This is a genomic window from Peribacillus sp. TH16 (genome assembly GCF_016651095.1).
Taxonomy (GTDB): domain Bacteria; phylum Bacillota; class Bacilli; order Bacillales; family DSM-1321; genus Peribacillus; species Peribacillus butanolivorans.
In genome coordinates this window covers 827,717-840,400 of record NZ_JAEKEM010000002.1, presented here as the reverse complement: position 1 = coordinate 840,400, position 12,684 = coordinate 827,717, and the positions used below count along the sequence as shown (strand labels likewise).

Annotated in this window: 10 protein-coding genes and 1 pseudogene; 8 read left to right on the top strand and 3 right to left on the bottom strand. The window is 36.0% G+C overall.

Going from position 1 to position 12,684, the window contains the following annotated elements; all coding sequences use genetic code 11:
• Positions 1-13 precede the first annotated feature (13 nt).
• A complete protein-coding gene (gene mutL, locus JFV29_RS04015) occupies positions 14-1,960 on the top strand; it encodes a DNA mismatch repair endonuclease MutL (RefSeq protein WP_201181369.1) in 1,947 nt (648 codons plus the stop codon).
• 144 nt (positions 1,961-2,104) lie between these two features.
• Here the strand turns inward: mutL and JFV29_RS04010 are convergent, their stop codons facing one another.
• Together JFV29_RS04010 and JFV29_RS04005 are read right to left on the bottom strand one after the other, a co-directional pair.
• A complete protein-coding gene (locus JFV29_RS04010) occupies positions 2,105-2,506 on the bottom strand; it encodes a site-specific integrase (protein ID WP_201181368.1) in 402 nt (133 codons plus the stop codon).
• Positions 2,507-2,818: 312 nt separating this feature from the next.
• A complete protein-coding gene (locus JFV29_RS04005) occupies positions 2,819-3,508 on the bottom strand; it encodes a hypothetical protein (protein ID WP_446728211.1) in 690 nt (229 codons plus the stop codon).
• Between the two features lie 338 nt (positions 3,509-3,846).
• On the opposite strand from JFV29_RS04005, the gene gpG reads away from it, so the two are divergent.
• The 3 genes from gpG to JFV29_RS03990 all read left to right on the top strand — a co-directional run bounded on the left by gpG (position 3,847) and on the right by JFV29_RS03990 (position 6,191).
• Positions 3,847-4,020, top strand: coding sequence for a phage tail assembly chaperone G (gene gpG, locus JFV29_RS04000; protein WP_201181366.1), 174 nt, complete (start codon positions 3,847-3,849; stop codon positions 4,018-4,020).
• A gap of 206 nt (positions 4,021-4,226) precedes the next feature.
• Positions 4,227-4,496 carry a hypothetical protein gene (locus tag JFV29_RS03995; RefSeq protein ID WP_207205082.1) on the top strand — a complete coding sequence of 90 codons (270 nt, stop codon included), beginning with the start codon at positions 4,227-4,229 and terminating at the stop codon, positions 4,494-4,496.
• A 165-nt stretch (positions 4,497-4,661) separates the two neighbouring features.
• On the top strand, positions 4,662-6,191 hold the full coding sequence (locus JFV29_RS03990) for a multicopper oxidase family protein (protein ID WP_201181362.1): 1,530 nt from the start codon (positions 4,662-4,664) through the stop codon (positions 6,189-6,191).
• A gap of 564 nt (positions 6,192-6,755) precedes the next feature.
• On the opposite strand, the pseudogene JFV29_RS03985 reads toward JFV29_RS03990, so the two are convergent.
• A pseudogene (locus tag JFV29_RS03985) lies at positions 6,756-7,413 on the bottom strand (cupin domain-containing protein).
• 795 nt (positions 7,414-8,208) lie between these two features.
• On the opposite strand from JFV29_RS03985, the gene JFV29_RS03980 reads away from it, so the two are divergent.
• From JFV29_RS03980 to JFV29_RS03965, 4 genes are all read left to right on the top strand, one after another.
• Positions 8,209-10,101, top strand: a complete 1,893-nt coding sequence (locus JFV29_RS03980; RefSeq protein WP_201181360.1) for an OPT family oligopeptide transporter — start codon at positions 8,209-8,211, stop codon at positions 10,099-10,101.
• Positions 10,091-10,456 (top strand): PqqD family protein, encoded by a 366-nt coding sequence (locus tag JFV29_RS03975; RefSeq protein WP_053345410.1) that lies wholly within the window; start codon positions 10,091-10,093, stop codon positions 10,454-10,456. The genes JFV29_RS03980 and JFV29_RS03975 overlap by 11 nt, the downstream gene beginning before the upstream one ends.
• A 274-nt stretch (positions 10,457-10,730) precedes the next feature.
• A complete protein-coding gene (locus tag JFV29_RS03970) occupies positions 10,731-11,540 on the top strand; it encodes an SDR family NAD(P)-dependent oxidoreductase (RefSeq protein ID WP_098175292.1) in 810 nt (269 codons plus the stop codon).
• A gap of 205 nt (positions 11,541-11,745) precedes the next feature.
• Entirely contained in the window at positions 11,746-12,351 is a 606-nt protein-coding gene (locus tag JFV29_RS03965) for a methyltransferase (protein ID WP_201181358.1), read from the top strand.
• The last annotated feature ends 333 nt before the right edge of the window (positions 12,352-12,684 follow it).

The following is a 12,684-nucleotide window of genomic DNA, read 5'->3' as shown; positions in this document are numbered from 1 at the left end:
TGAGGCGATGAAAATGGGAAAAATCATACAGCTTGACGAGGCTTTATCGAATAAAATCGCTGCTGGCGAAGTTGTTGAACGCCCTGCCTCAGTCGTGAAGGAACTTGTGGAAAATGCCATAGATGCTAACAGTACCATCATAGAAATCGAACTAGTGGAGGCTGGACTTGGTTCTATCCGAATTGTAGACAATGGAGATGGGATATTAGCTGATGATATTGAGGCAGCTTTTAAACGTCATGCTACAAGTAAAATAAAAGATGAGAATGACCTTTTCCGGATTCGGACGCTTGGTTTCCGAGGCGAAGCTATGCCGAGTATCGCTTCAGTTTCCCGTTTCGAACTGAAAAGCTGCACAGGTGAAGGAGTAGGAACACGTATACTTCTTGAAGGGGGCATCGTTAAGGAACTTGAAGCTTCTTCCAGTCGGAAAGGTACGGATATCATGGTTTCCGACTTGTTTTACAATACACCTGCCCGGTTGAAATATATGAAAACAATTCATACCGAACTCGGTAATATTACGGATGTCGCTAACCGGCTGGCACTTTCCCACCCGGATGTTTCGATTCGTTTATCACACAATGAGAAGCGTATCCTGCATACGAATGGTAATGGGGATGTGCGGCAAGTACTAGCAGCAATCTACGGTATGAATATCGCGAAAAAGATGATTCCGATTCAGGCAAGCTCTTTGGACTTCACTCTATCTGGATATATCGTTATGCCTGAGGTCACTCGTGCCTCACGGAATTATATATCAACGATGATAAACGGTAGGTTTATTAAAAACTATGCACTTGTGAAAGCAATCTTGGATGGATATCATACGCTTCTTCCTATTGGACGTTTCCCGATTGCTTTATTAAATATTGAAATGGATCCAATTTTGGTCGATGTCAACGTTCATCCATCTAAAATGGAGGTAAGGCTTAGTAAGGAACAGGAATTGTACAATCTTGTGTCGGAAACAATTAAATCTGCTTTCAAAAAACTGTCTTTAATTCCAAGTGGATATACACCCTCACCAAAGCTGGAACAGGTAAAAAGTGAGCAAACTACGCTAGATTTAGATCATGTCGTGGAAAGCGGGAAGCGGGTCCTTGAAGAAGCAAAGAAAGAAGCCTCACTCCTGAAGAATACCTTGATTCGAGAAAATCAGGAACAGAAGAACTATCAAGATCCTGTTGAAGAAATCGTGAATATCGAACCAATAGAGGAATTAGTTTACAGAAGTGACGAACAGCAGCAAATGGAAGACACGTATATCCCGGTCATTCCGGAAGACGAAAGAAGACCATATTTCGAATCCGCAAAAGGGTATACAACATATACAGTCGAACAAGAGGAAGAGATCGAAATCGATGAATCGGCAAGCCGCATCCCGCCCATGTACCCTATAGGGCAAATGCATGGTACGTATATTTTCGCCCAAAACGAAAAAGGCTTGTATATCATCGACCAGCACGCTGCCCAGGAACGGATTAAATACGAATATTTTAAAGAAAAAGTCGGACGTGTCGAAAACGAGCTACAGGATATGCTGGTTCCCATCACACTTGAGTTCTCGACCGACCAATGTATCCGAATCAATGAATACCAGCATGAACTAGAAAAAGTAGGCGTCTATTTAGAGGAGTTCGGCTATAATGCCTATATAGTTCGGTCACACCCTCAGTGGTTTCCTAAAGGTATTGAACAGGAAATCCTTGAAGAAATGATTGAACAATTGTTATCTATGAAAAAAGTCGACATCAAAAAACTCCGCGAAGAAGCGGCGATCATGATGAGCTGTAAAGCCTCTATAAAGGCAAACCGTCATCTGCGGAATGACGAAATTCAAGCACTATTAGATGAACTAAGACAAACAACAGACCCATTCACCTGCCCACACGGAAGACCTATCATCATCTCATATTCGATTTATGAGATGGAGAAGATGTTCAAGCGGGTTATGTAATTATAAACGCTGGAGAACCCTTTATTTACAAGGGATCTCCAGCGTTATTTTGGTGAAATGACCACTAAATGACCACATTTATTGGTCTATGCTCTTTTTACCTAGAGCTTTTGAAAAGTTCTCTGCTGAAGAGTCCTGTATATTCTAAGTAACATGACTATATTTATCTAAGGTTATAGAAACATTTGAATGTCCTAATCTTTCTGATACCACTTTAGAATTTTCTCCGATCTCCAACATTATAGTTGCATGTGTATGTCGTAAATCATGAAATCGAATCCTCTTCATTCCTGCAAGCTTACTATCATAAAGAAACTGCTTGAGTATCGTATTGGGATTGACTGGTTCTCCGCCAAAAGCAGAAACGACAAAGTGATCCTCTATTAACTTCAACCCCACTTTTAATAGTTGTGCCTGTTTCTTATTCCTTTTTCCGTTATGTGTTTTAGGTGTTTGTAAAACAAGACCTTGACCTGAAATATAATAAAGGGAATGCTGCACAAAAATTTTCTTTTTGTTAAAATCCATATCCTTCCATTTTATCAATGGAATACATGTGGTGGTGTTCCTATGCAGCTAAGGATGGAAGACCAAAACAAGTTTCCAATTTGGGTAAGTGTATTTGGAAATTAAAAAATGCTGTATATGGCAATATTTTTTTGTATGTAAAATTAGCCGAAAATATATAAAAATATGTATATTTTTCGACTTATAAAAATGTTCAATTAGGTACTAAAGTGCCAGTTCACCGTTCGCTAAACAAAGACATCATCTCAACTTGTTCTATATCACTCTTTTATTACGATATCTTGCTTTGAAAAAGCGTACTCCAATCAAATAATTTTTTAATTCTGTGTACTAACAACTGTACTTGAACTTAGGCTCTGTCTGAATATAAAAGGCATTTCTTACTTGTGCACTCCAATTTGCAAAGGCTGATCTCCATTCAGGAGTGTTAAAGAATTGATCTACAGTTTGAGTTTCAGAATGCCAAACTATAAATAGGTTGAGTGGGGCAATTCCTCCTGCCCAAATTCCATTATTTGCGTCAGTATCTTCTTCCCTTACTAATAATAAGGGTAGACCAAATTGAAAAGCCATTGAAGGTTCTACTTGTGAATAAACTGATCCTTCCCAGAACGGAGTGGATGGTGGAAGGGGTCCCTCATTGACGCCAACTGTCTTAATTTGAAAACGACGGAGGTTTACTGCCAACATTCCATAGCTTGATGAAACTAACCGACGAATATCGGTTAAAATGGCTTCGGGATAACTTTCGCTTAAAGGTAATGTACGTGGAAAAAGCAAAGCATTCTCAATCTCAAAAATTAGACGGTTTAGAAACTGTCGTTGGTTATCATTTAAATGAGTTGTCGTACTTAAAAATATGGGAATACGATAAGCACGGTCAATACACTCTTGGTGTGCCGATGATGAATATACTTCTTCCTTTAAAGGTTCATTTTTAGAATTGCTTGAGGAATCTGTACCTTTATTATCTTTATCTTTATCTTTATATTTATTTTTATCACTACCCACTTTTCTCATCTCCTTTTTTAATTAATATATGGGAAGGGATTAAGTATTGATTGGACATAACAATCTGACTTCTATCCCTTTTTTTGATAAGGACTTTAAAGAACAAAAACTAATAATTTATGCCTAAATTTGATTTTTTTGTTTTAAACCTACAGACTGATTAGTATTTGTACTATCAAATCAGGGTGACGATGGAAAAGGAGGATTATAAGATTTTCCGATTAAACCAGCAGGAATCTATTTTGGATTAAATAAAATAATGAAGACCACAATAAGTGGTCCCTTTTATTTGTTCAAAAATCAACATTAATGTTTAACAAAGCCTAATAACGAAGGGATGTTTTGAAATGGCAAATTTAAAAAGAAACATGATCGAATTGGTAAAAGAAGTGAAGGAAGCTGAAATTGAAACGGTAAAGTATCTCACACCTGAATTTATTCCTTTTTCTGTAGTTTATGAAGCAATCGATATGACACAAGAAATTGATAAAAGCGAAGAGGCTAAAAGTGCTGCATCTTAAAAAGAATTGATTGATAAACTGTTAGATTTTGTAGCAAACAAGATTTATAACAAGCAAAAGAAGAACTATTCAATGGCCTTCATGCCCCAGATGATATCCAAACCCTGCAAGAACAAATTATTTTTGTGCACAGGGCCGTCAAAATGATGAAACAAATAAGTTTTTGGCGGTGAGAAGCACCCATAAGCCGAATAGTTCTTTTTATTTTGTATACAAATGGGGTGAAAAAGATGAATGTTTCAATTGGGTTATTGATCACTCTTATTGGTTTATTATGTACGGAAACAGGGGCTGTCCTAGGATTGTTAACATATAGCCGAAATAGAAAAAACGATATCAAAAGTAATGTCAAAAATGATGCTACAGAATCGGCAATCATTAGAACAAAGTTAGACAATATTGGTCAATCAGGTGATTTAATTAGGATAGATTTTAAAGCATGTGATCAACCTTGGACTGCATTATTAGAAAGTTAGTTCTTTGATGAAGAACTAAATAACTTACTAAAGCCCCTATTGTATAAAGTATATTGAATATGTTGTGAGAAATATCTCATTGAATCAATTTGAATTTGTCATACAAAGCTTGTAATTTTTATAACCTTAGAAAGAAGTTAATTATGATCAGAAAGGAGCGGAAATATGCTTCTCTCTAAATTTGTAGATGAACTTCCTATCCCACCTATTTTAAAAGCTCGATGGAAAGATCAATTTCATACTTATTATGAAGTGAATATGACAGAATTTAAACAATCACTCCATAGTGAGTTAAATGATACAACTGTATGGGGCTATGAAGGCAGCTATCCAGGACCTACAATTGAAGTAGAGAGCGGAGAAAAAGTGTTTATCAAATGGATCAACAATCTTCCAGAAAAACATCTTTTGCCGGTAGACTATACGGTACATGGTGCCCATTTGGATGTACCAGAAGTACGAACGGTAGTACATGTTCATGGCGCTAGTGTTGAACCGGAAAGTGATGGCTACCCGGAGGCTTGGTTTACAAAAGGATTCAAACAAGTGGGTCCATATTTTAGAAAGCAAATATATCAATATGATAATAACATGCGGGCTTGCAACCTCTGGTATCATGATCATTCACTTGGTATCACAAGACTCAATGTATATTCTGGATTGGCAGGGTTTTACTTTGTAAGAGAGCAACGGGAAAGGTTATTAAATTTACCAGCTGGTCAATACGAAATCCCACTTATGATTCAAGACAAAACCTTTAATTATGATGGTTCTCTTTATTACCCAAGAAAGCCAGAAAAACCAGTTGTGGAATTAGAAACATCGATAGTTCCTGAATTTTTTGGGAATACAATCCTAGTGAATGGCAAAGTATGGCCCTTTTTAAAAGTGGAACCACGTAAATATCGATTTAGGCTGCTTAATGCATCTAACACCCGTTTCTATAGGTTCAAGCTTGATTCGGGACAACTTATTTATCAAATCGGAACGGATGGAGGATTAATGGAATATCCGATAGGAGTCAAAGAAATCATATTGGCACCTGCAGAAAGAGCAGATGTCATCATTGATTTTACCAATCTTGAGGAAATGAATATTATCGTGAAAAATGACGCTCCCGCACCTTTTCCAGATGGGGATCCTGCAAATGCAGTAGGTATAGTGATGGAATTTAGAGTCTCTCTTCCTCTTACAAGTATTGATACCAGTGTTATTCCGTCGTATATGGAGCCTTTTCCAAAGATTATTGAACAGTCGGCTTCAAAGGAGAGATACTTAACTTTAAATGATAATATGGATCAGTACGGACGGGAATTCATGTTATTAGATAATAAACCGTGGGATGCTCCTATTACAGAAAATCCAAAATTGGGATCAACCGAAATATGGTATCTAATTAACTTAACTACAGATACTCACCCTATTCATCTTCACTTAATTGATTTTCAAATATTAGACCGGAGAGATTTCGATGTAGAAAAGTATAACAAGGAGAGAATTATCCATTATACGGGCCCCGCGTTGCCACCCGAACCACAAGAACGAGGAGGGAAGGATACAGTTAGAGCTAATCCTAAACAAGTAACTCGAATTATCATGAAGTTTGGTCCCTATACAGGATTGTATGTTTGGCACTGTCATATATTGGAGCACGAGGATTATGAGATGATGAGACCATATATTGTTATCCGATAATAGACTGTATCCTGTTAATCCTCAATACACGCTAGGGTATATTTTGATACAGAGTATGCGATTTTTTTGAATGTATTCAAGGAGATTTGAAGCGTAATATAAAAACTAGTGATAAAGTTACTTTTTACTCATTTATTTAATTTTATCAATCCTATGTATTCATGACTTTTCATTTCCGAATAGAAAACTTGTGGTCATTTCTGTGGTCATTCATATTATGGTGGTCACCCAATGTGGCAAATAAGTATTATTAAATCCAGCACATACTTGGATACGATTATTCAATACTAGGATTTATCTTTTTCAAATTTCATATTCCGACTAGTTTCTTCTATAATATATGAGAATTTAAAATTGATTCCTCTCTATAATTTAGTGGAGTATAGCGAAAATATATGAAATCGACTTTTTAAAAGAGTCATGTAATTAATAGCAATGGAGAACCCTTTTTATATAGGGTTCTCCATTGTTTTTTGAATGAAAAAATCATTTAATAACACCTATTTATTTTTCTAAACCTGTCTTTCAAATTTTTTAAAAAATTATCAGAAGATGAGTAAACTTTTAGTAAAAATAATACTGAGGATTAGATGGAATTTGATAGTTATATGCCGGAGTTGTATACATTTGGTTTTCATAGTGATTTATATACTGCTGCGGATATTGATGTGTAACCCCTTCACTAGCTCTGTTGCAGTTAGCGAGGTGGACCAATAAATGTTGCTGGTTTGACTGGTGCAATTGCTTTTTTCCAATGGTTTTCATCCATGCAATAGGTATGCGCCATAATATCCGGAGGTGTCAATTTCAAGATATCCGAACCAAGAATTACTTCGGGCGTTGGTGCATTAAAAATAGCAAGTAGATGTGTGTCATCAACAGTCGCCACTTCATAATGCCACCAACCTTGTGGAACGTTGGCTACTTGACCAGGTGTAATAGGATAATTCTGTATTTGTTTTGTAAAAGGATTCAGTAATGAAACAGTTGCAGCTCCAGAAATACAGTAAACTAGTTCTGCAGCATTTTGGTGATAGTGCGGTTCCACCACATTGTTGACGCTCAGGAAAATATCTAGTAAAGACGTATTTTCAAGTGTGTTCAATTGTTTGACACCTAATACATTTATATAATTTTGATTATCTTTTTTTACGAGGAGACTTTTATTTATATCAAAAGTGAATTGTGTTGATGGTGAAGTGTAGTCCATATATGAAACCATAGTATATCATTCCTTTTAAAAATCGAAGTTTAATGCAGGATATGTATATATTCATTTTAATGTGCAAATGCCTAGTTAAAAATAAATTGTTGTACAGTTTGTAACAAATGCAAATGGGAATCCGATGTAAGAGTAATATAATAATTAATTCACCTAAGGTGTTTATAAAATAAAAGCACTTCAATTTAATACTATTAATTTAAATAATATAAAAAGTTCAGGCGTATAATTTCAAACGTCTGAACTTTGTTTAATTGGTTATATTAATGCTTAATTTTATTGTGCGAGAACTAGGAAGTTCCTTGACCCAGCTAGGATAAATTTCGATTGTAAGTTAGATATATATTCCATTTTATTCTGTGGCAAACAGCTCTATAAAAATCCAAAACATTAATTCGTATCAAGGCCTGTTGGCATATACCTTACTTTTGATAGACATTGAAGAATAGATGTACAAACCAAAGCAGTGATTGACTTTATTGCATGTCAAGTAATGAAAATCAATCGTAAAAAGAAACGGCAATTCAGTTTTAGATTGCCTAGCTGAGACTCTTTTTGTAGAGATTAGCCAGAGTTTGACGATATGGGTACCCATATTAGTTTTGTATTTAACGCTAGAAAATAGAAGGTATTAATTGAGCATTATTCTTCTATAATATTGAAATGAAATGGCTTATCTGAATTTTCACTATAGTCTAATTTTAAATAAGCAGAATTTTCCCATTGCGTGTTATGAAATTACAGTGATATAATGTTTCCTATGATTTTAAAAGTTTAACATAGGAAGTGGCTAAATTGTCGAACAATTCAAAAGAAAGTAAATTCGTCCCGTACGTATCTGCATCTAAATCTCTACCAGAATTAACTGTAACAGCTATAATTCTAGGGATTATTCTTGCCGTCGTATTTGGGGCAGCAAATGCATACTTAGGCCTACTTATTGGATTAACTGTCTCTGCTTCAATACCCGCAGCGGTAATCTCCATGGCTATTTTAAGAGGGATTTTTCGTAGGGATTCAATTTTAGAGAACAATATTGTGCAAACGATGACCACAGCAGGTGAGGCCATTGGTGCCGGTGCTGTATTTACTATTCCAGCATTATTCATGTGGGATATCGAAGTGAGTCAAGCATTTATCATTTTCGTTGTATTAACGGGGGGATTCCTAGGAGTCTTTATGATGGTTCCCCTTCGTCAACTTTTAATTGTGAGAGAACATGAAACATTACCTTATCCTGAAGGTACGGCATGTGCTGAAGTACTGAAGTCAGGTGAAAAAGGTGGTACAAGTGCCAAGTTAATCGGAGCCGGATTAGTAATCGGTGGAGTTGTTAAAGCGCTTGGTGATGGATTTAAGCTTTTCAAAACAGAAGTTGAAACAGGAATTTCGAATTTTAAAAATGCAGTAGTTGGTCTTGATGCCTTTCCTTCTCTTTTGGGAGTAGGTTATATCATTGGACCACGTGTTGCTGGTCAAATGCTAGGTGGAGGGTTATTAGCCTGGGTCGTTCTTATACCAGCAATTAGTTTCTTTGGAAGCACCAATACAACAGCTATTTTCCCTTCTGATGTACCAATCGGTGAATTGGACGCATGGGGAATATGGGATAACTATATCCGTTATATTGGAGCTGGTGCAGTTGCTACTGGTGGATTAATCACTTTAATTAAAACATTACCTATTCTTTTCAGTTCAGTTTTTGATACTCTTAAAGGCGTAAAAGCTAATAAAGGACATCTTAAATCTGGTTCTATACGTACTGAAAAAGACATACCAGCTAAATACGTTTGGTTGGGAACAATCATTGTTATTTTAATCATTGCTTTCACACCTATAACAGATGTAGGAATCATCGGTGCGATTGCAATTGCGATTTTTGGATTTTTATTCGTAACAGTGGCTTCAAGGGTTGTTGGAATCGTCGGAAGTTCTTCTTCCCCTGTTTCTGGAATGACTATAGCCACACTATTAATTGTAGCGATTGTTTATAAAGCTACTGGTTTTACAGGTACAACGGGAATGGTGGCCGCTTTAACCGTGGCTGCAATCATTTGTACAGCACTTGCTGTTTCAGGTGACGTTTCTCAAGATTTAAAAACAGGTTATATCGTAGGTGGAACGCCATGGAAACAACAAGTTGCTATGATGATTGGTGTTGTCGCTTCTGCATCAGTGATTGGGTTTATCCTAGTTCTTATGGATAATGCCTATACAATGGGATCTGCAGAACTTCCTGCACCTAAAGCGGCACTTATGAAAATACTTGCTGAAGGTGTTCTTGGAGGAGACTTACCTTGGACCCTTATCTTTATCGGTGCGGCCATTGCCATCACTTTAGAGTTTTTCGGTCTAAATTCACTAGTTGTTGCAGTAGGTATTTACTTGCCAGTTCATACTAGTGCCCCAATTATGATTGGTGGATTTGTACGTTTCTTCGTTGAATACTTCGCGAAAACAAAAGAAGCACTAAAAGCACGAGTAGATAGAGGTACATTATTTGCATCTGGATTAATAGCAGGAGAATCATTAATTGGTGTGTTTATTGCAATATTGATTGCAGCAGGAGTTCAAGTTCCAGCTGCTGCGAAATTAGCAAGCAATCTGATTCCATTCTTACTATTCCTTGCTCTAGCTGGATTGCTCTGGTTCATATCTAGCAAAGGGAAAAAAGAAGATGCTTCGTAAACGCAAATCACAAAAGAGGAATCTGTTAACAATGGTTCCTCATTTGGAAAGACGCGTCACTTTGGAACATGATTCTTCGGAAGCAACCTTTTTGATCATTCAACGGACCAATTTTGTGGAAAGAATAACGATTCGTTTTTTCAAACAGCCTTCAGTTCGCCGAATCAAGCTAGATAAATTTGGAGCATTTGCTATTCAACAAATGGAATTCCAAAGAAATGTTAATCAGATTTCTGAAGCTATGAGCGAACATTTTGGTGAGGAAGCAGAACCAGCCCTACCACGGTTAATGAAATTTTTGGAAATTCTTGAGGTTCATGATTGGATCATATGGGATGCAGATGAAGAGAAATGAAAAACAAGCTGAAGCATATTTTGATGCTTCAGCTTGTTTTTTGCTGTTTTGGAAAGTCTAGTATAGAGAAAACATATAGAATAATTATTCGAAATGATATCAAGGTAGTCAGGAATTTTATTTCATTATTTCAAGTTACACCTATTTATATATTAAAAAATGAACAACGAGTATAATTATTTGTAATCTGTTTATTGTAGGTGTATTCTAGACATGTTGGGCATAAATAAAAAAAAGTAAGAACGTTATATTCATGAAAAGCAGGTGGAGAATTATGGGGAGAGTACAAGGTAAAGTAGCGTTAGTGACAGGTGGAGCATCTGGTATTGGATTATCTATATCCACATTAATGGCTAAAGAAGGCGCAAAAGTCGTGATAGCTGATTTTAATGAAGCAGGAGCTAAGGAAGCGGCAGAAAGCATTAAAAAACAAGGTGGAGAAGCAACCGGAGTATTTTTAGATGCTGGACAGGCAGATTCGATTAAGGCTGCTGTTGACTTTACAATAGAACAATACGGAACTATTACAGTACTAGTTAATAATGTTGGCTTAACTAACTTACATAAAGATCTTGATGTCGTGAATTTAGATTTGGATGAATGGGATCGACTTATGGATGTAAACTTGAAAAGTGTACTATTAGGAAGCAGATTTGCTATTCCACACATGATTAAAGCAGGTGGAGGTTCCATTATCAATACTGCATCAATGGCTGGGTTTGCGGGCGATGCCGTACGATCAGCTTATGGCGCGTCAAAAGCAGGTGTTGTGAACCTGACTCGTTATATCGCTGCACAATATGGTAAAGATCATATTCGTTGCAATGGAGTGGCACCAGGCCTTATTTTAACTCCTGCAGCAAAGGATAATATTCCTCCAGCTGTACTCGATATATTTGCCAAGTATAATGCATTGCCATACCACGGTGAAGCGGATGATATCGGATATACCGTTGTATTCCTTGCATCTGATGAGTCAAAATTCATTACAGGACAGACGATCCAGGTGGAAGGCGGCCACTATATGGCCAACCCAAGTATCTCCGATTTCAATGAATTTGTAGCAAAAGCACAGTCGAAATAACGATAGAGTAGATATTCATATAATAAACTTTACCCCGAATAGCACTTTCATCATTCGGGGTTTTTAACATTAGCTAGAAGGCATCTTATGAAAATAATAATGAAAAAATATAATCCTCGACATAAACAAGGGCTTACGATTAAATTAATTTTTTTATATAATAAACCATGAAAAATCACAATTCCATTTAAGCAGGTGTGTCTTAATGAAAGAAACATATTATGATGAATTGCTAAACATCAAAACAGTAGGAGAACAAAAGGAATTTAATAAGTCTTTGCATTATCATCGTTATGAGCCAACGCCATATAGCGCACTAGAACAATTATTCAAGAAGTATCAATTAAAAAGTAGTGATCGCATTGTGGATTTTGGTTGTGGTAAAGGGCGATTGAATTTCTTTATTCATTACTTATTTCAAGCTTCTGTTGTTGGAGTAGAAATGAATAGAACTTTCTATATAGAAGCTATTGAAAACCGATATAGGTATATGAAAAAAACGAATAAAAACAAAGATAATATAGAATTTCATTGTTGTTTGGCAGAAAATTACGAGATTGATTTGCGAGATAATCGTTTTTATTTCTTTAATCCGTTTTCCGTGCAAATTTTCATGAAAATCATTAATAATATATTGCTTTCATTCGAAAAGGAACCACGGGAAATCGAATTGGTTTTATTTTATGGATCAAAAGATTATATCTTTTTCTTAGAAAATCAAACCGCTTTTGAAATGAAAGAAGAAGTAATGTTACCAGATTTGTCTGAGCATAATCCTTATGAGAAATTTGTCATATATCAATTGTTATAGTAAACAAAACTCTTTTTGGAAGGTAATAAACTATTCATAAAAAAAGTTTCAAATCGACATGGATATTTTGCATTGAAGGAAAGGTAGTTTCTCCTTAATTATCCAAACTCCAAAAAAACTTGTGAAATTTATCTATTTATTACTATTTTTGTAGAAAGTTCACTTAATTGTGATATTTTATATCTAGGACAGAAATCTGTTACTTTACCAGTAAAAGTGCACTTCATTGATATGAGGATGTAAACAGCGGTGATCCTGCTGGTAGTTAACCGCAGATTTTGTCACTGGTAGAAAATCATTTGTGGTTTATTTTGTAAGGGGGATGATGGAGAA

Bases quoted from the DNA above. Each gene is read 5' to 3' on its own strand.
- mutL (WP_201181369.1), top strand. From the start codon at position 14: ATGGGAAAAATCATACAGCTTGACGAGGCTTTATCGAATAAAATCGCT.
- JFV29_RS04005 (WP_446728211.1), bottom strand. From the start codon at position 3,508: ATGAGAAAAGTGGGTAGTGATAAAAATAAATATAAAGATAAAGATAAA.
- gpG (WP_201181366.1), top strand. From the start codon at position 3,847: ATGGCAAATTTAAAAAGAAACATGATCGAATTGGTAAAAGAAGTGAAG.
- JFV29_RS03990 (WP_201181362.1), top strand. From the start codon at position 4,662: ATGCTTCTCTCTAAATTTGTAGATGAACTTCCTATCCCACCTATTTTA.
- JFV29_RS03975 (WP_053345410.1), top strand. From the start codon at position 10,091: ATGCTTCGTAAACGCAAATCACAAAAGAGGAATCTGTTAACAATGGTT.
- JFV29_RS03970 (WP_098175292.1), top strand. From the start codon at position 10,731: ATGGGGAGAGTACAAGGTAAAGTAGCGTTAGTGACAGGTGGAGCATCT.
- JFV29_RS03965 (WP_201181358.1), top strand. From the start codon at position 11,746: ATGAAAGAAACATATTATGATGAATTGCTAAACATCAAAACAGTAGGA.